Genomic DNA, 17541 nt, shown 5'->3' with positions numbered 1-17541 from the left:
TTGGGACACTCCTGCCGGTTCAACCGATTCAATTGACCTGAGGCCCACCATGATTCGCATCTCCCGCAAGTCTTTCCTCGCCGGCATGATGGCCTTGTCATGCGTCGCCGCCCTCGCCCAGCCCGCCGCCTATCCCAGCAAGCCGATCCGGCTGGTCGTCCCCTACGGACCGGGAGGACCTTCGGATATCGTGGCACGCGTGATCGCCGAAGAGATGGGCCGTTCACTGGGGCAACCCCTGGTGATCGACAACAAGCCCGGAGCAGGCTCGATGGTGGGCACCGAGATCGTTGTCCGGAGCCCGGCGGATGGCTATACGCTTTTGCTGACGGATTTGCCTGTCACCATCGTTCCCCATGTGCTGAAGGCGTCCGTCAAGTACAACCCCGTCAAGGATCTGGAACCCGTCGGACTGATCGGCGGCTCTTCGCTGGGATTCATCGTTCCAGACACCTTGCCTGCGAAAACCCTGGCCGAATTCGTGACGCTGGCCCGCTCACGCCCCGAAGGCATGCGCATCGGCTCCGGTGGAAACGGGAGTCTCACGCATCTGATGGCAGAAGTATTCGCCCAGTCCGCCGGCTTCAAACTGACCCACCTGCCCTATCTGGGTACCGGTCCCGCGCTGCCCGATCTGCTGGCCGGACGGCTCGACGGCCTTTTCAACAGCTATCTGGCGACGAAGCCCTATCTCGATGGCGGAAAAGTCCGCATGCTCGCGATCGCCTCGGATCAGCGGGTACCCGAATTTCCTTCCGCCATGACCTTTGCCGAAGCCGGCTACCGCGATGTCACGGTCGATTACTGGCTAGGCATCGCGGGACCTGCGGGAACGCCCAAAGCCGCCGTGGAACGCGTCCGTGCCGCACTAGACAAAGCGTTGCTGTCGACCAGCGTGCAAGAGAAATTCAATGCACTGGCCATTACCAAGGCATCTGACACATCGGGACCCGCACTGACCCGTGCAATCCAGACCGAATACAAACGCTGGGGCGATGTCGTCAAGACGCGCAACATCACGGTGAACTGAATGACCGCCAACATGGATACACCGCACGCGGACACTGAGCTGATCTCGTTGGCCCGCCAGCTCATCCAGATCCCGAGCGAGAACCCTCCGGGCGATACCACCGCGGTGGCCAGCGCCGTCGCGAAGCATCTGGACCACCCTCACATCGAGATCAATCGCTTCGAACCGCAAAAAGGCATCGTGAACCTGGTGGCGATTGTCCGCGGAGCGGAAGCCGGCCCACGTGTCGTCCTCAACGGACACCTGGACACCTTCACCGCGGGCGATCCCGCCGGATGGTCCGCGGACCCGTTCAGCGGAGACCTCCGCGATGGCCGCCTCTACGGACGCGGCGCGGGTGATATGAAAGCCGGCGTCGCCATTCTCGTCACCGTGGTACGGGCGCTGGCGCAGCAGCAAGGGAAAATGAAAGGTGAGCTGGTTTTGACGCTGGTGTCCGATGAAGAAACCGGCGGCACCTGGGGAACCCGCTGGCTGCTGGCAAACGTGCCGGAGTCACGTGGCGACTATCTGCTCAATGCCGACGCCGGACATCCCCGAGTGGTGCGCTATGGTGAGAAAGGCGTCATGTGGCTCAAACTCACCAGCCGGGGTAAAGCCTGTCATGGCGCGCACGTCCATCTGGGAGTGAACGCGATCGAGCTGTTGACAGCAGCGCTGAACGATCTCCTTACCCTGCGCGACTTGCCGACCAGGCTTCCTGCACACGTGTTGGAAGCCATGAAGGAGGCGCGGGAAGTCTCCGAGCAGGAAGGCGGTACTGGCGAGTTCGAGAACCTGCGGGACATTACGGTCAATGTGGGCTCTTTCCATTCAGGACAGGTTCCCAACATCGTTCCCGCGCACGCGGAAGCCACGGTCGACATCCGTTTTCCGTCCGGCTTCAGCGGTGAAGACATGAAGCGCCTTATCGCCGAGCGCTTGTCCAGGCATCCCGCCATTCAATGGGAAACAGTTCCGGGCAGCGAAACCGAACCAGCCCTGACTTCCCCGGACCATCGCCTGGTTCAATGTTTCCTGAAGCATGCGCGTGAAAAGGTAGCCCCCGAGGCCGTCGCCAACATGCGTGTCGGCTTGACGGATGCCCGCCTGTTCAGGCACGCCGGTATGCCCGCCGTCGTCTACGGCCCTACGGCCTTCAATATGGGCGGGGTGGACGAGCATGTCCTGATTGATCAGGTGAAAGCTGTATATCAGGTGCAGTTGGCTGTCGCCAAGGAATTGTTGTCGCTGGCGTAGTCAGCCGAAGTGCTATTGGCGGCGCATGCCACTGCGCACGCCGCTACGCACGCAAACGCGCGCATGGCTGCACTCAGGAACGCACAAACAGCGTGACCAGGGGCTCGTCGCCTACTTGCCTGCTGCGATGGCCGTGCAGCGCCGGATCAAAGGTAGCGCCTGCGGGCAGAGTATCGTTGGAATAAAAATACTCGCCGGGCCCGAATATACGCGTGCTGCCATCCTGCAAGCCGATCTCCATGCGTCCCTGAATCACCACCAGCCACTGCGGCGTGGTGGTGCAATGAAAATCGCTCTTGAAACCCACCGGGCTGCTGCGCCACTGCACGCCTCCGGAAGCCGATAGCGCCGACAGGCGCACCCCTGGCGCGGCCTCAGCCAGGGGCAAGGCCTCGTCACGCCAGCGCGCACGGCCATCGGCATCGGTGTAGAGCAAGGATTGTGTCAGCATGGTCATGCAGAATTCTTTCTTCGGTTCAATCGGCTGGCAAATGATCGCAGAACTTGGCATGCATTCTCGCCCAGCGCGCAATCTCAAAGCCTGACCTCAACGGGAAGCCCTCCGCGTGACAATTGTCACAGGTCTGAACCATGACACATGGACGCCAAAGATACAAAATGGAGCCTTCGTTCAGGAAAACGGAGGTTCCATGGAAACCCCGAGCTTCACTCAGCTGATTTATGCAGCAGCAGTACTCGCCCATACGCTCTCATGAAGATGGATCGCAGGATCACCACAGCATGACTTCGAGAATGTCATGCTGATCGCCCACGTCACCGATCCGCACATCGGGCTGGACATGAGCCCGATGCCCGGCCATCCGGGAACCGAAGTGGCCTTCCGGCGCGCGCTCGCGCATGTCAAGCAGCTTTCCCCAGCCCCCAAGGTGTTGCTTCTGAGCGGCGACCTGAGTGATTCAGGGCGTGCACAAGACTACGCCACGCTGCTGAACATCCTGAAAGAAGAACTGCCCGAACAAGCCACGCAAGGCCCGCTGGTGCTTGCGGTGCCGGGCAACCACGATCTCCCTGAAACCGCGCGGCTTGTGTTGGGCGACTTGATGCCCGTGGCTGAAGACGCGCCTGCCGGGCACGCGTGCGTTCACGTCGAGCATGGCGGGCTGCAATTCATCGGATTGGATACCGTGGTACCCGGCAAGGCCTACGGTGTCGTGAGCCCGCCTCAGCTCGACTGGCTGGAGGCCCGATTGAATGCCTGCGCCGGCCAGCCCGTGGTGATCTTCATGCACCACCCTCCCTGATGACCGGCATGAGCGCCATGGATGCCTGTGGCCTGCTGGAAGGCATCGCTCCGTTGAAGCGGCTGGTGGCAGCGCACGGCGCGGTGCAATTGATCGCGGCGGGTCACATGCATCGGCCGATCCTGGGTTCGCTGGGAGGTGCCCCCGTGCTGGTGGCACCCTCCTCATCCCACCAGCTCGAGCTGAACCTGCGCCCCGGGGCACCCGTGGCCTGCCGGCTGGAACCCCCCATGATCGGCCTGTACCGCTGGACGGCCGAGGATGGCATGGCGTGCCACTTCAGCCATGTGGAGCCATTTCCAGGGCCATTTCCTACTTAAGGCAGTGCTGAATACGGTGTCGTGTATGGCGGCAATGGAGCGAAAATAGACGCATGAGATTCCTTCACACCATGCTGCGCGTCGGCAATCTGGATCGTTCAATCGATTTCTACACTCGTGTACTGGGCATGGAGCTTCTGCGCCGCTCCGAAAACCCTGAGTACAAATATTCACTGGCCTTCCTGGGCTATGCGGGTGGCAACCCCGGTCAGGCGGAAATCGAGCTCACCTACAACTGGGGCACGGAACAGTATGAGATGGGCACGGCCTACGGCCATATCGCCCTGGGCGTGCCTGATGCTTATGCGGCTTGCGAAAAAATCAAGGCGGCCGGCGGTAATGTCACGCGCGAAGCCGGACCGGTCAAAGGCGGTACCACCGTAATCGCCTTCGTCACGGATCCGGACGGCTACAAGATCGAGCTCATCCAGCGCACGGATGAGAGCGGCGGCCAGGGACTGCGTTAGCCGATAGCCACAGCAAGCGGTGAAAGCGTGAGCGATCCATGGCACATGCCTCCAGCACGCCCGGTGAAATCGAGCTAAAGCTCGCCCTGCCCGGAGCCGAGCAGCGTCACATCGTTCAGCAGTTGGCATCCGCTCTGCCGCTGGCGGGAACCGATTTCAAGCAGCAACGCCTGCGCAATATCTATTTCGACACGCCTGAACAGCATCTGCGCAAGCACAAGGCGGCCTTGCGCCTGCGCAGCGTGCGCGAAGGGGCCGGAAGCCGCCCGCGATGGATTCAGACCCTGAAAACCGCCGGCCACAGCGCGGGCGGACTGAGCCAGCGGGGCGAGTGGGAAACCACGCTTCGCCGGGGCGCACTGGACCCCGCTGCCTTGCAGGACACGCCTTGGCATGCCATCGACGGCGACGAGCACCTGTTCGCGCAACTGGCCCCTTGCTTTGAAACCGAGAGCACGCGCACCCTTTGGCAAATAAACACCGAGGATGGCAGCCGGATCGAGATCGCGCTCGACCTCGGCACCGTGCGTGCCAATGGACTGCGCCTGCCGATCTGCGAGCTTGAGCTGGAATTGGTCCAAGGCCGTACCGAGGCGATCTTCACTCTGGCAAAGCAGATTGCAGCTCATACGGCTGTACTTCCTGCCGAAACCAGCAAGGCCGAACATGGCTGGCGGCTCGCAAGCGGCATCAGTGCGGTCCCCGTGCGTGCGCGGGTGCTGCCGCTTGAGCCCCACCAGCCCGCACTGGAGGCAGCGCAGGAAATCCTCGGCGAAATGCTGAGCCAGTTCACCGGAAACCTGACCGGCATCCTGCACGCCGATCATGCGGAGCTGGTGCACCAAGCCCGTGTGGGCTGGCGCCGCTGGCGCAGTGGGCTGTGGCTGTTCAAGCCCTTGCTGCAGCACTACCCCGCCCCAGACATGTCAGCCCTGGAGCCGCTGCTGAAGGCGTTGGGCGCCCTGCGTGATCTCGATGTTGCCGCGCTCGAAAGCCTGCCCCCGTGGGCTGATGCGTTCATCGCTGGCGATGCGCGCCGCGAAGCTGACTGGCGCGCCATGGAAGCCGCTTTGCAAGTTCAACGCCGCGCTGGCCGTACGACGCTGCTGAAAGCCCTGGCGGCCCCGGCCACCGGTGCTGCACTGGTGCGTGCCAGCGAATGGCTGCATGGACTGCATGCCCAAGCCACCCCGGAACGGCTTGGCCCCTGGGCAGCGAAACGCGTTCAACGTCTGCATCAGCGCTTATCGCGAGAGGTGGACGCGATGGAAGCCACCGAAGATTCGCAGGACAACGAGGCTGTGAAGCATCAGCACCGCGCACGCCTGTTGGCCAAGCGCACACGCTATTGCCTGGAAGCCATGCAAGCGGTAGTGCCTACCGCTCGCGCGCGCCGCTGGACGAACCAGGCGACCGAGCTGCAGACCGGCATTGGCGCTGCGCGCGATTTGCAATTGCTGGCCGACCTGCTGCAGCCCCTGGGAGTGGACCGCGCCATTATCGGCTTCCTGCGCGGCATCGCGGCCCACGCCTGGTCAAGCCGTAAGAGTGTGCGCTAAACCCGCTCCAAGGGCTACAGGTACCGCTTCAACCAAAACCACAGCGCGGCGCCAAGAGCCACCCAAACAGCCATGATGAGCAACGCGCCCCACCGGCTGCTCGGCTTGGCGCCCTGCGTTCGCATCCACTCATCTGCCTGAGCGCGGCACTCCAGGAGGACATCTGGAGGCAGCATGCGCACGGCCAGCCAGATCAACGCTGGCAGCAGCAGCACGTCGTCCACATAGCCCAGCACGGGGATAAAGTCCGGCACCAGATCAATCGGGCTCAGCGCGTAAGCCACAACGAATATACCCAGTGCCTTTGCGTACCATGGCGTCTGCGGATGTTTGCCTGCAAACCACAGCGTCACGCCGTCTCGCTTGATCCGTTTGGCCCAATTTTTCAGAGCAATGCTGATGCTCATGCCGTGCGCTGGACTTCGATAGTGACATGCGATAACTCATGGACGTGTGCCAGCAACGCCTTGTAGCCGGCGGGCTCCATGGGATTCCTTGTGGTCAGTGAAACGATGGCCGCGAAATGGCCAGGCCCCACCTGCCATACATGCAGGTCCGTGATCTGGCTTCCCGTGGACTCGATGGTCTCCCGGACTTCCCGCCGCACTTCCTGCCCTTCGGCAACAGCGTCAAGCAGCACGCTGCCAGCATCCCGGATCAAGCCCCAGGACCACCGGACGATCACTACGCCGCCTACCACGCCCATGGCGGGATCGGCCCATGACCAGCCGTAGCTCCGCCCCAGCAGTAACGCGACAATGGCCAGAACGGAGGTCAATGCATCGGCCAGTACATGCAGATAGGCCGCTTGCAGGTTGTTGTCGCGGACCTTGGCAGGCCCATGAGGCGCCTCGTGATGGCTGTGATGATGTTGTTGTTGATCGTGGTGATGAGGGTGATCGCTGTGATGGGGGCTGTCATGGGAATGGTCGTCTTTCAACAACCAGGCACAGATCAGGTTGACCACCAACCCTGCAGCAGCCACGGCGATCGCCTGCTCAAAGTCGATAGGTATAGGCTGGGCAAGGCGAATCAGACTCTCCCAGCCAATCAGCAAGGCCACCAGGAACAGGAACACCGCGCTGGCAAAGCCTGCCAGGTCGCCAAGTTTGCCGGTACCAAAGGTGAAGCGAGGATTGGCCGCCTGCCGACGGGCGAACCAATAGGCAAGCGCTGAAATCAGCATGGCTACCGCATGGGTGGACATATGCCAGCCGTCAGCCACCAAAGCCATCGAGCCATAGACCGTACCAGCGCCGATTTCCACCAGCATCATGCCGGCCGTGAGCGCAATCACCAGCCATACCTTGCGCTCATTGCGCTGGTGGTCGCTCCCAAGAAAGAAATGATCGTGACCCGAAGCCAAGGGACTACTGCTGACCATTTGGGAGCTCCTGAATCAATCGGCTTATTTCACGTAGGCGCGAATGATGTCGCGCAGTTCATCGCCGCCCTGACGGCGCTCCTGTTCGGTGGCCGCCTCCACGACATGCTCGCGCAGATGATCTTCCATCACCTCCGCTGTCAATCCGCCCACCGCCCCCCGCACCGAGGCAATTTGTCGCAGCACCTCGATACATGCCGCATCTGCCGCCAATGCGCGCTCGATTCCCTCCAGTTGCCCCTTGATGCGGCGAACGCGGGCTATCAGCTTGTCTTTCTGGCGCAAAGTGTGAGACATGGCAAGGTTCGAAGCAATCACATGAACATTCAGTCAATATAGTATAGGGGACTATACTAATATGATCGATCGAGAGGCTATCATCCATTCATGGCCATTCAATTCCGGCAGGAAACCCGGGGCGATGCCGACGCCATCGAGAAGGTGACTATCGCTGCGTTTGCCCATGCGCCTCACACCAGCCACACTGAACAATTCATTGTGCGTGCACTGCGCGCCACCAATGCGTTAACGCTTTCAATCGTTGCCGAGGAACGAGGGCAAATTGTCGGTCACGTGGCCGTCTCCCCGGTCAGCGTCGCTAAAGAGAGTGGAGAGCCAGCGAACGACTGGTATGGCCTGGGGCCGATCTCTGTCTTGCCCGAAAGGCAAAGGCAGGGTGTTGGCTCGCGCCTGATGGCAATGGCACTCTCCGACTTGAAAGCCATGGGGGCTGCAGGCTGCGTGCTGCTGGGAGAGCCGGCGTACTACACCCGCTTTGGGTTCCGGCCTTATCCGGAACTGAAACTACCGGGAGTACCGCCCGAGTATTTTCTGGCACTGGCTTTGCACGGGCCGGTGCCCGAAGGCCTTGTTCGCTATAGCGAGGCCTTTGAGGCCACGGCCTGAGAGCATGTTCAAAGTCTCCTCGCGGGTCCGTTGCGCCGAGACTTTGAACATGCTCTGAGGCGCTGGCCGCGCTCCGCAAGCACTCTTCCCCGCCATGCGACAGGAAAGAGCGGAAAGCAGTGTTACTGCAAACGCACTTCCACGCGGCGCGCTTCGGCGTTGCTGCCGGTAGCCGTGGTGACTTCGGGCTTGCGCAGCTCCAGCTTGTCTTCGCCGATACCGAGCGAAATCAGGGTGTCGCGCACGGCCACGGCACGCAGCTTGGCCAGCTCTTCGTTTTGCGCTGCGTTGCCGGTGTCGTCATGGAAACCGCTGATCGAAGCGGTCTGACCCGCGGCCACGCCCTTGACGATATCGCCCAGCGCCTCTTTGGCGCCCTGAGCCAATTCGGCCTTGCCGCTGGCAAAGTAGAACTTGACCACCCCGCTCTCCACCACCACGCTGGCGGCGTCGGACGTCATGGCGCCCGTGCTGGCCGCACCAGTGCCCATGCCCATTGCACCACTGCCCGGTGTGGCCGGCAGCGCCACACCGCCGCTCGCAGCACCAGTTGCCCCTGCAGCTCCGGCTGCGCCAGCCGCGCTCGCATCCACCGTACTGACGGCCGCATTCGCGCCGCCGAGTTTCGCAGCCCGCTTGCTGACTTGATGCATGGCCACGCCAATGGCCAGGCCCACCGCCAGCACAATCACGCTGAACACGATACCAAGCGCCAGCCGCTGGTTGTTGTCGTCGTCTTGAGAAGAAGCCATTTTTGATCGCTAAGCCGCCCTAAGATAAAAACTGCCCCCGGCAAAGGGGGCAGCGGACCACGCGGAGCGGGAAAGCGTGGGGGGTCTTTTATTGATTCACCGGAAATTATATAAAGAGTCATGTCCCTTCTTCGAGAAAATGCCGGACCGCCGGAGCAGACCGTCCGCGCGGCGCCCGATCCCTACCTGCATCTGCGCATCTCAGGGCGGGATCCCGCCCGCATGCTCGAGGAAGCGCGCGGACAATGGCAAAAGCGTGGCCACACGCAGGATCTGTGGGTATTCGGCTACGCGTCGCTGATCTGGCGCCCCGATTTCGATCACACCGAACGCCATGCCACGCGCGTGCACGGCTGGCACCGTGCGCTGGCCATGTGGAGCCGCGTCAATCGCGGCTCGCCCGAGTTGCCCGGCTTGGTGTTCGCTCTGCTGGCCGGGGGCAGTTGCCGGGGGTGGTCTATCGGGTGCCGCGCCGCCATGCCGATGAAGTGTTCGATCTTCTATGGGCACGCGAGATGCCGACCGGGGTCTACGACCCGCGCTGGCTGCCCTGCGCCACGCCGCACGGCACGGTACCGGCACTGGCCTTCACGCTCTCGCGGCGCAGCCCGTCGTTCACCGGAGAACTGACACCGGAGCAGTACCGCCGCATCTTCCAGGAAGCGCGCGGGCGCTACGGCACCACCCTGGACTATGCCCGCCAGACGCACGAGAGCCTGCTCGCCCATGGCATTGGCGATCGCTCGCTTGGCCGGCTGCTCATCCACGCGGAGCCGGGAAAATAAACTTCTCCAGCCTGTTCTCCTGCCTATACTTCCGCGTATGAGCGATATTGCCCACCTGCGCAAAAGCTACGAACGCGCCGAGCTTTCCGAAGAAGCCTCACACGCCGATCCTCTGCACCAGTTTGCCCAATGGTTCGAGGAGGCCCGCAAAAGCGAAGTGCCCGAACCCAATGCCATGACACTGGCGACCGTGGGAAGCAATATGCGGCCCAGCACACGCATCGTGTTGATCAAGGATTTTGATGCGCGCGGCATCGTCTGGTACACCAACTACCAGGGCCGCAAAGGCTTGGAACTGGCTGGCAATCCTTATGCCGCACTGCAATTCCACTGGGTGGAGCTGGAGCGTGTGGTACGCATTGAAGGCCAGGTCGAAAAAGTGAGCGACGCCGAGAGCGACGAGTACTTTGCCAGCCGCCCTCTCGACAGCCGCATCGGCGCCTGGGCCAGCCCGCAGAGCCAAGTCATCCCCAGCCGCACCTGGCTGGCGGCGGAAGCCGCCAAATACGGCGCCAAATTCCTCCTGAATCCGCCGCGCCCTCCGCATTGGGGTGGTTACCGGCTGGTGGCGGACCGCTGGGAGTTCTGGCAGGGCCGCAAGAGCCGGCTGCATGACCGGCTTTGCTACCGTTTGCAGGACGGCTCCTGGACACGGGAGCGGCTCGCTCCCTAGGAGCATGACTAGCGCAACAGGCCCATCACCACCGATACCGTGGCAATGGCCACAGCCGTCGACACAGCCACCGAGGCCGTCACAAGATCCTCGGCCTTGTGGTAGCGCTGCGAAAACAGAAACACATTGGCGCCGACCGGCAGGGCCGCGGCGACCACCATGACCGCGAGTGGCAGGCCTGTGATACCGAGCGCCCACCCCGCAAAGGCCATGAGCAAAGGGTGCAGCACCGTCTTGATGGCTGATATGACGAGCGCTCCGCGCAGGTGAGGCCCAATGGCGGTTTGCGCGAGGGTCACGCCCACCAGCACCAGCGCCACAGGCCCGAAGGCATCCCCCAGCAACTTGAGCGGACGCTCGACCACGGGATGCAAACCGATGCCGGTCAGTGAATAGAGAAAACCCGCGATGATGGGAAGCGGCACCGGGTGCAGGATGGCGTTTTTGACAGCCTGCGCCACCGTGGCCACGATGTGCCGGGGCGGCCCCCTCTGCGGCGGCCCCTTCCCGGGCCACCAGCAGCTCGATGACGATGGTTGCGATGGTCAGCAGCACCAGCGCGTGCATGGAAATCAGCGTGAAAAGATGCACCAGCCCCGCCTGGCCGTAGGCCAGCTGGACCAAAGGTACGCCGATCATGAGGGTATTGCTGAAAATTCCCGCCAGGGCCAGCACGGCTGAGCGGCTGTTCAGGCCCTGGATGAACAAAAGTGCGAAGAACAGGGCTCCGGCCACGATGTAATACAGCGCCACCGACCGCAAATCGAGCTGCTCCAGGTGCGCCGTGGCCATGGTGCGGAACAGCAACGCCTGCACCAGCACCAGGAACACCAGATTGGACAGATCGCGCACGCCCTCGCCGCGAATCAGCTTCATGCGGCCGGCCAGAAAGCCGATGCCGATCAGCACCACCACCGGCAGCAGCGAGGATAGAACGGGGTGGTCAAGCGACAAGGTCATGGGACAGAAGCCAAATGGAGCATTCCAAAGCGCCGATAATGTCACTTTTTCCGCTTTCTTCCGGCTCGCGCACGATTGCGCCACGCCGAACGGCACCACCATGAACGCTCCCCTGCCCCCTTCCAAACCCGCCGCACCAGCGGCCATCGCCCCGGTGGAAGACATTGTTGCCGAGCTGCGCGCCGGCCGCATGGTCATCCTGGTTGACGAGGAAGACCGTGAAAACGAAGGCGATCTGGTGCTTGCGGCCGATCATGTCACGCCTGATGCCATCAATTTCATGGCCAAATTCGGCCGCGGGCTGATCTGCCTCACGCTCACCCGTGAGCGCTGCGAGCACCTGCAGTTGCGCCCCATGGCCACCCGCAACGGCACCAAATACTCCACCGCGTTCACAGTCTCGATCGAGGCGGCCGAGGGCGTAACCACCGGGATCTCCGCCGCAGACCGGGCCCGCACCGTGCAAGCAGCGGTAGCCGCCAACGCCCAGGCCGACGACCTGGTTCAGCCAGGCCACGTTTTCCCCCTGCAGGCCGTGGATGGTGGGGTGCTGATGCGCGCCGGCCATACCGAGGCGGGGTGCGATCTGGCCGCCATGGCTGGCTGCTCGCCCTCTGCCGTGATCTGCGAGGTCATGAAAGACGATGGGACCATGGCACGGCTGCCGGATCTGCAGGAATTCGCCGCCACGCATGGCTTGAAGATCGGCACCATCGCCGATCTGATCGAATACCGCAGCCGCCACGAATCCCTGGTGGAGAAGGTCGCCTCGCGCACCGTGCGCACCGCTCACGGTGAATTCATGGCCCATGCTTACCGCGACAAGCCGAGCGGCGAGCTGCACCTCGCCCTGGTCCTGGGCCAATGGGCACCGGAAGATGCCGTGTCCGTGCGCGTGCATGAGCCGCTTTCCGTGCTCGATGCGCTGGAAGTCCAGGGCGGCATGCACTCCTGGAGCGTGCACGCGAGCCTGGCGCATATACAGTCCGAAGGCAAGGGCGTGGCGGTGCTGCTCAACTGCGGAGAAAGCGCCGATCAGCTGCTGGCCCAGTTCGAGGGCAAGTCCCGCGCTGCCCATGCGCCCGAGCGCGGCCGCATGGACTTGCGCAGCTATGGCGTGGGCGCGCAGATCCTGCGCGACTGCGGCGTGCAGCGCATGCAGCTCATGGGCACGCCACGCCGCCTGCCCAGCATGGCGGGGGGCTTCGGGCTTGAAGTGGCTGGGTACATCACGAACGAATGAACGAACGAACCATTGGTGTCCTCCACGCGGTTAACCGCTTGAGAGTGCTGTGCCAGTGAACTAGAACAAGATACTTCTATGAAAAACGCAAACCAGGGCACCTTGCCCGCACTCGATGGCAGCCAGTTGCGGGTCGGCATCGTGCAGGCCCGCTTCAACGAAGATGTCACCGGTGCGCTGCTCAACGCCTGCAGGGACGAACTGGCCGCCCTGGGCGTGTCCAACGAGAACATCGAGCATGTCAGTGTCCCCGGCGCCCTCGAAGTACCGCTGGCACTGCAGGTCTTGGCCGATTCCGAGCGGTTTGATGCGCTGATCGCCTTGGGCTGCATCATCCGCGGGGAAACCTATCACTTCGAGCTCGTTGCCAACGAGTCCGGGGCCGGCGTTACCAAGGTGGGACTGGAGCACGGCATCCCGATCGCCAATGCGATCCTGACGACAGAGAACATGGCGCAGGCCGTGGCGCGCCAAGTTGACAAAGGGCGCGACGCCGCGCGCGTGGCCGTGGAAATGGCACAACTGCTGGAGCGCTTGGCATGAGTGGAGAAGCACCCAAGACCGGGGCCAAAAGACCGGCCGCAGCCCAAAGCGCCGGCACGCGCAGATCGTCCACCAAATCGGCGCGTTCGCGCGCGCGTGAATTCGCCCTGCAAGCGCTTTACCAGCACTTCGTGGGTGGCGGCGATGTGGCGGTCATCGACGGCTTCACACGCGAGCTGCAAGGCTTTGCGAAGGCCGACTCGGTGCACTATGACGCCTTGCTGCACGGCTGCATTGAGCTCAAGGACGATCTGGACGCCTTGATCGTGCCCCTGCTGGATCGCAAGCTGACCGAAATCTCCCCGATCGAGCATGGCTGCATGTGGATTGGCGCCTACGAATTCCTGCGCTGCCCCGACGTGCCCTGGCGCGTGGTGCTCAACGAATGCATCGAGCTGGCCAAGGATTTTGGCGGCACCGATGGACACAAATACGTCAACGCCGTGCTGAATGGCATCGCACCTCAACTGCGCCCCGCGGAGGTGCAGGCTGACCGGACCGCCCTGAAAAACAAAGCCTCATGAAGATCTCAGCCCGGGCGCAACGCGTAGAGCCTTTCTATGTGATGGAAATGGCCAAGTCGGCCGCCGTCATCGCCCGCGAGGCAGCCGGCACCGACCGGCCCATGATCTACCTCAACATCGGAGAGCCGGATTTCACCGCGCCGCCGCTGGTTCAGGAAGCCGCCGAGAAAGCCATCCGGGACGGCCGCACGCAATACACCCAGGCCACCGGCCTGCCCGCATTGCGCGAGCGCATCAGCCATTGGTATGCCGAGCGCTTCGGCGTGCAGGTGCCGGCGCGGCGCATCGTGGTCACGGCCGGAGCCTCGGCCGCGCTGCAGCTGGCGTGCCTGGCCTTGCTGGACGTCGGCGACGAGGTGCTGATGCCCGATCCGAGCTATCCGTGCAACCGCCAGTTCGTCAGCGCCGCAGAAGGCCGCGCAGTGCTGCTGCCAGCCAATGCCGAAAAGCGCTTTCAGCTCAGCGCGCACAAGGTGGAACAGGCCTGGAACGCCCATACCCGCGGGGTGCTGCTGGCCTCGCCTTCGAACCCGACCGGCACCTCCATCCACCCCGATGAACTGCGCAAAATCCATGCGGCGGTAGCGGAGCGCGGCGGCATTACGCTGATCGACGAGATCTACCTCGGCCTCAGCTATGAAGATACCTACAGCCGCAGCGCCCTGGGGCTTGATGACCAGATCATCAGCATCAACAGCTTCAGCAAGTATTTCAACATGACCGGCTGGCGCCTGGGCTGGCTGGTGGTGCCAGATGCTCTGGTGGATGTGGTCGAGCAGATCGCGCAGCACCTTTTCATCTGCCCGAGCACCATCGCCCAGCATGCGGCGCTGGCCTGCTTCGAGCCCGAGAGCTTGTCCATCTACGAGAGCCGGCGGGCCGAATTCAAGGCACGGCGGGATTGGTTCGTGCCCCAGCTCGGCGCGCTCGGGCTGCCGGTGCCGGTAACACCTGATGGCGCCTTTTACGCCTGGGCCGATTGCTCCGCCGCCTGTGACAAACTGTTCGCCGGCCGCTCCGAATATAATAGCGACATGCTGACCGCCGGCCAAACTCTCGGAAGCTGGGAATTCGCCTTCGAGTTGATGAAACGTGCTCATCTGGCGGTAACGCCTGGGCGCGATTTCGGCCGCGCCGACACGGCGCGCTATATCCGGTTTTCGACCGCCAACTCCATGGCGCAACTCGAAGCCGCCATCGAGCGGCTGCGTGCCCTGCTCGCCTGAAATTGCATGGCCTTCGCATTTCCCATTCGCATCTACTGGGAAGACACCGACGCTGGCGGCATCGTTTTCTATGCCAACTATCTCAAGTTCTTCGAGCGTGCCCGCACGGAGTGGCTGCGAGCGCTGGGCGTGAGCCAGCATTTGCTGCGCGAACAGGCGGGCGGCATGTTCGTTGTCAGCGAGACCAGTGTCAAATACCATCAGCCGGCGCGGCTGGACGATGAACTTATTGTCACCGCGGCTCTCCAAGAAGCGGGCCGGGCGGCGTTGGTCATCGAACAGCAAGCCACCCAAAAGGCGAACGGCGTGCTGCTCTGCCGGGGCAGCATCCGTATCGGCTGGGTAGACGCGCAAACCCTCAAACCCGCACGTATTCCGGCCGTGATCATCGAAAAGCTACAAGCATGAACCAGGACCTCTCCATCATCCAGCTCGTGATGCACGCGAGTTTCGTCGTGCAACTCGTCATGTTGCTGCTGCTGGCCGTGTCAATCGCCAGTTGGGCGGCCATTTTCCGCAAGCTGCGCTCGCTCAAGCAAACCAAGCAGCTCAACGATGATTTCGAACGGGAGTTCTGGTCCGGCACGAGCCTGAACGATCTGTTCGCGGCAGCGGCCCAGAACGCCAAGAGCTGCGGGCCGATGGAACGCATCTTCGCCAGCGGTATGCGTGAATACCAGAAGCTGCGCGAGCGCCGCATCCAGGACCCAGGCACCCTGCTCGACGGCGCCCGCCGCGCCATGCGGGCCAGTTTCCAGCGCGAGATGGATGCCGCGGAAACCAATCTCTCTTTTCTCGCCTCGGTAGGTTCCGTGAGCCCCTATGTGGGCCTGTTCGGCACCGTGTGGGGCATCATGCATGCTTTCACGGGCCTGGCCAGCTTGCAGCAGGTCACCTTGTCGACGGTGGCCCCAGGTATCGCCGAGGCACTGGTCGCCACCGCGCTGGGCCTGTTCGCCGCCATTCCCGCGGTGATCGCTTACAACCGCTTCGCGCGCGACATCGACCGCATCGCCAACAAGCAGGAAACCTTCATCGAAGAGTTCTCCAACATCCTGCAGCGCAACCTGGGCGTGCATACGCACAGCGCCACAGCCACGGGACACTGACACCATGCCTGCCGTCAGCTCGCGCGGCCGCGGACGCCGCACCATCAATGAAATCAACATGGTGCCCTTCATCGATGTGATGCTGGTGCTGCTGATCATCTTCATGGTCACGGCGCCGCTGATCACGCCTGGGGTCATCAACGTGCCGAGCGCAGGGAAATCATCGAAGGCACCGGACAAGCTCATCAACGTGCAGATCGACGCCGATGGCAACCTCTCGCTCGGCGGAGAGGTCAAGCTGGAAAAAACTTCCGAGAAGGAAGCCATTGCCGCCATCAAGGAAGCGCTGGAAGCCAATCCGGAAATGCCCGTCATGCTCTCCGCTGACAGCGAATTGCGCTACCAGCAAGTGATCACCATGATGAAGCAATTGCGCGAAGCTGGTGTGCAGCGCGTTGGCCTTGCTGTGAAGTAACACACCATGAACGCCGTTACCACCGAACGCAACGAGTTCGCCCCGCCCCCACAGGGGGGATGACGCGTGCGATGGTGCTGGCGCTGATAGCCCATCTGCTGCTGATCCTGGCCCTGACGTGGGGCGTCCATTGGCGCCGAGACGCGCAGGAAGATGCGGTGGAGGCCGAGCTCTGGTCGCCGTCCGTGCAGCGCGCCTCTTCCAGGGCTGCCCCGAAGCCGCCACCGGAGCCAGTGGCTGAACGTACACCCACGCCCCCAAAGCCACAGCCGGCCCCCGAGCCTGAGCCAGCCGTCAAAGCACCGCCTCCGCCCAAGCCGACGGTCGACGAAGATCGCGAAGCCGAGATCGCCCTTGCGCAGAAAAAGAAGAAAGAGGAAGAAGCCCGCCGCAAGGCTGCCGAAGCGCGTGAAGAAAAACGCCGCGAGGAAGAGCTCGAGCGCAAGGAATTGGCGCAGAAGAAAGCCGCGGAAGAAAAGCGCCGCAAGGAACTCGCGGCCAAGGAAGCGGCCGAGGAAAGAGCGGCTGAAAAGAAAGCCGCCGAGAAGAAAGAGGCTGAGAAAAAGGCTGCCGAGAAGAAAGCGGCCGAAAAGAAAGCAGCGGAAAAGGCGGCTGCCGAGAAAGAAGAAGCAGCTGAGCGCAAGGCCGCCGAGGCCAAGGCGAAAGCCAAGGCAGACGCCGCACGCGAGGCCAAGGAATCCGATGCCCGCCGCAAAGCCGAGCTAGCCCGCCTGTCCAAACTGGCTGGCAGCGCCGACAGCGACGGCGGCTCCTCTGCCAAAGGCAACGGCAAGGGCAATGCCGGTGGCAACGACGAGCGCGATGCAGGCCCCTCCTCCAGCTACGCTGGCCGCATCCGTGCCGCCGTCCGCCCCAACATCGTCTTCTCTGACAACGTGCCGGGCAACCCTGTGGCCGAGGTAGAAGTCCGCACCGGCCCCACTGGCCTCATCATCAGCAAGCGCATCATCAAATCCAGCGGCGTCAAGAGCTGGGATGATGCGGTGCTGCGCGCGCTGGACCGCACCGAGAAGCTGCCTTCGGACAACGGGCGGTACTGGAATCCGATGGAAATTCAGTTCAAGCTGAGAGACTAAGCAAACAGGGCCGATTCGATCGGCCCTGGTTTCCATGGGAGAGCGGC

21 protein-coding genes and 2 pseudogenes are annotated in these 17541 nt (G+C 62.8%); 17 read left to right on the top strand and 6 right to left on the bottom strand.

The annotated features are described in order from the left end of the window. Positions 1-49 precede the first annotated feature (49 nt). Both WJU18_RS09075 and WJU18_RS09070 read left to right on the top strand, forming a co-directional pair. A complete protein-coding gene (locus WJU18_RS09075) occupies positions 50-1030 on the top strand; it encodes a Bug family tripartite tricarboxylate transporter substrate binding protein (RefSeq protein ID WP_423459763.1) in 981 nt (326 codons plus the stop codon). Continuing rightward, positions 1031-2269 carry an ArgE/DapE family deacylase gene (locus WJU18_RS09070; protein ID WP_423459762.1) on the top strand — a complete coding sequence of 413 codons (1239 nt, stop codon included), beginning with the start codon at positions 1031-1033 and terminating at the stop codon, positions 2267-2269. A 73-nt stretch (positions 2270-2342) separates the two neighbouring features. On the opposite strand, the gene WJU18_RS09065 is transcribed toward WJU18_RS09070, so the two are convergent. Continuing rightward, positions 2343-2726, bottom strand: a complete 384-nt coding sequence (locus tag WJU18_RS09065) for a hypothetical protein (protein ID WP_423459761.1) — start codon at positions 2724-2726, stop codon at positions 2343-2345. 301 nt (positions 2727-3027) lie between these two features. On the opposite strand from WJU18_RS09065, the gene WJU18_RS09060 reads away from it, so the two are divergent. Genes WJU18_RS09060 through WJU18_RS09045 form a run of 4 tightly spaced genes read left to right on the top strand, consistent with a single transcriptional unit; the run spans position 3028 to position 5877 of the window. After that, a complete protein-coding gene (locus WJU18_RS09060; RefSeq protein WP_423459760.1) occupies positions 3028-3531 on the top strand; it encodes a metallophosphoesterase family protein in 504 nt (167 codons plus the stop codon). Positions 3532-3539: 8 nt separating this feature from the next. After that, positions 3540-3851 (top strand): hypothetical protein, encoded by a 312-nt coding sequence (locus WJU18_RS09055; RefSeq protein ID WP_423459759.1) that lies wholly within the window; start codon positions 3540-3542, stop codon positions 3849-3851. A gap of 53 nt (positions 3852-3904) precedes the next feature. Continuing rightward, positions 3905-4318, top strand: coding sequence for a lactoylglutathione lyase (gene gloA / locus WJU18_RS09050; RefSeq protein WP_423459758.1), 414 nt, complete (start codon positions 3905-3907; stop codon positions 4316-4318). Between the two features lie 38 nt (positions 4319-4356). Beyond that, complete coding sequence (locus tag WJU18_RS09045) at positions 4357-5877, top strand: CHAD domain-containing protein (protein WP_423459757.1); 1521 nt, start codon at positions 4357-4359, stop codon at positions 5875-5877. Between the two features lie 14 nt (positions 5878-5891). Here WJU18_RS09045 and WJU18_RS09040 read toward each other — a convergent pair whose 3' ends face one another. From WJU18_RS09040 to WJU18_RS09030, 3 genes are read right to left on the bottom strand one after another with little or no spacing between them, the layout of a single operon-like run. Then, the gene (locus WJU18_RS09040; RefSeq protein ID WP_423459756.1) at positions 5892-6284 is read right to left on the bottom strand and encodes a YkvA family protein; all 393 of its coding nucleotides are present in this window, start codon (positions 6282-6284) and stop codon (positions 5892-5894) included. Then, positions 6281-7261 (bottom strand): CDF family Co(II)/Ni(II) efflux transporter DmeF, encoded by a 981-nt coding sequence (dmeF, locus tag WJU18_RS09035; protein ID WP_423459755.1) that lies wholly within the window; start codon positions 7259-7261, stop codon positions 6281-6283. The genes WJU18_RS09040 and dmeF overlap by 4 nt, the downstream gene beginning before the upstream one ends. Positions 7262-7285: 24 nt before the next feature. Continuing rightward, positions 7286-7558: a metal/formaldehyde-sensitive transcriptional repressor gene (locus WJU18_RS09030; RefSeq protein WP_423459754.1), complete on the bottom strand. Its 273-nt coding sequence runs from the start codon at positions 7556-7558 to the stop codon at positions 7286-7288. A 90-nt stretch (positions 7559-7648) separates the two neighbouring features. Here WJU18_RS09030 and WJU18_RS09025 point away from each other — a divergent pair, with 90 nt between their 5' ends. After that, on the top strand, positions 7649-8167 hold the full coding sequence (locus WJU18_RS09025) for a GNAT family N-acetyltransferase (RefSeq protein WP_423459753.1): 519 nt from the start codon (positions 7649-7651) through the stop codon (positions 8165-8167). 122 nt (positions 8168-8289) lie between these two features. On the opposite strand, the gene WJU18_RS09020 is transcribed toward WJU18_RS09025, so the two are convergent. Continuing rightward, complete coding sequence (locus WJU18_RS09020) at positions 8290-8919, bottom strand: OmpA family protein (RefSeq protein WP_423459752.1); 630 nt, start codon at positions 8917-8919, stop codon at positions 8290-8292. A gap of 222 nt (positions 8920-9141) precedes the next feature. Between WJU18_RS09020 and WJU18_RS09015 the strand changes: the two are divergent. Together WJU18_RS09015 and pdxH are read left to right on the top strand one after the other, a co-directional pair. After that, positions 9142-9704 (top strand): annotated as a pseudogene (locus WJU18_RS09015) (gamma-glutamylcyclotransferase). Positions 9705-9741: 37 nt separating this feature from the next. Next, positions 9742-10377 (top strand): pyridoxamine 5'-phosphate oxidase, encoded by a 636-nt coding sequence (gene pdxH / locus WJU18_RS09010; protein WP_423459751.1) that lies wholly within the window; start codon positions 9742-9744, stop codon positions 10375-10377. A gap of 8 nt (positions 10378-10385) precedes the next feature. On the opposite strand, the pseudogene WJU18_RS09005 reads toward pdxH, so the two are convergent. Further along, positions 10386-11337: pseudogene (locus WJU18_RS09005) on the bottom strand (AEC family transporter). 100 nt (positions 11338-11437) lie between these two features. On the opposite strand from WJU18_RS09005, the gene ribBA reads away from it, so the two are divergent. The 8 genes from ribBA (at position 11438) to tolA (ending at position 17494) form a co-directional block, all read left to right on the top strand. Beyond that, on the top strand, positions 11438-12580 hold the full coding sequence (gene ribBA, locus WJU18_RS09000) for a bifunctional 3,4-dihydroxy-2-butanone-4-phosphate synthase/GTP cyclohydrolase II (RefSeq protein WP_423459750.1): 1143 nt from the start codon (positions 11438-11440) through the stop codon (positions 12578-12580). 78 nt (positions 12581-12658) lie between these two features. Beyond that, positions 12659-13123, top strand: a complete 465-nt coding sequence (gene ribH, locus WJU18_RS08995; protein WP_423459749.1) for a 6,7-dimethyl-8-ribityllumazine synthase — start codon at positions 12659-12661, stop codon at positions 13121-13123. Beyond that, the gene (gene nusB / locus WJU18_RS08990; protein WP_423459748.1) at positions 13120-13647 is read left to right on the top strand and encodes a transcription antitermination factor NusB; all 528 of its coding nucleotides are present in this window, start codon (positions 13120-13122) and stop codon (positions 13645-13647) included. Before ribH ends, nusB begins: the two co-directional genes overlap by 4 nt. Beyond that, the gene (locus WJU18_RS08985; RefSeq protein ID WP_423459747.1) at positions 13644-14873 is read left to right on the top strand and encodes a pyridoxal phosphate-dependent aminotransferase; all 1230 of its coding nucleotides are present in this window, start codon (positions 13644-13646) and stop codon (positions 14871-14873) included. Before nusB ends, WJU18_RS08985 begins: the two co-directional genes overlap by 4 nt. A 6-nt stretch (positions 14874-14879) precedes the next feature. Further along, a complete protein-coding gene (ybgC, locus tag WJU18_RS08980) occupies positions 14880-15281 on the top strand; it encodes a tol-pal system-associated acyl-CoA thioesterase (protein WP_423459746.1) in 402 nt (133 codons plus the stop codon). Then, positions 15278-15982 carry a protein TolQ gene (tolQ, locus tag WJU18_RS08975; RefSeq protein WP_423459745.1) on the top strand — a complete coding sequence of 235 codons (705 nt, stop codon included), beginning with the start codon at positions 15278-15280 and terminating at the stop codon, positions 15980-15982. Before ybgC ends, tolQ begins: the two co-directional genes overlap by 4 nt. Positions 15983-15986: 4 nt before the next feature. Then, a complete protein-coding gene (locus WJU18_RS08970) occupies positions 15987-16397 on the top strand; it encodes an ExbD/TolR family protein (protein ID WP_423459744.1) in 411 nt (136 codons plus the stop codon). Between the two features lie 59 nt (positions 16398-16456). Continuing rightward, complete coding sequence (tolA, locus tag WJU18_RS08965; protein WP_423459743.1) at positions 16457-17494, top strand: cell envelope integrity protein TolA; 1038 nt, start codon at positions 16457-16459, stop codon at positions 17492-17494. The last annotated feature ends 47 nt before the right edge of the window (positions 17495-17541 follow it).

The organism is Ottowia sp. VDI28, assembly GCF_049532675.1.
GTDB lineage: Bacteria > Pseudomonadota > Gammaproteobacteria > Burkholderiales > Burkholderiaceae_C > Ottowia.
The sequence above is the reverse complement of the archived record's forward strand: the minus strand, read 5'-3'. Positions and strand labels throughout refer to the sequence as shown.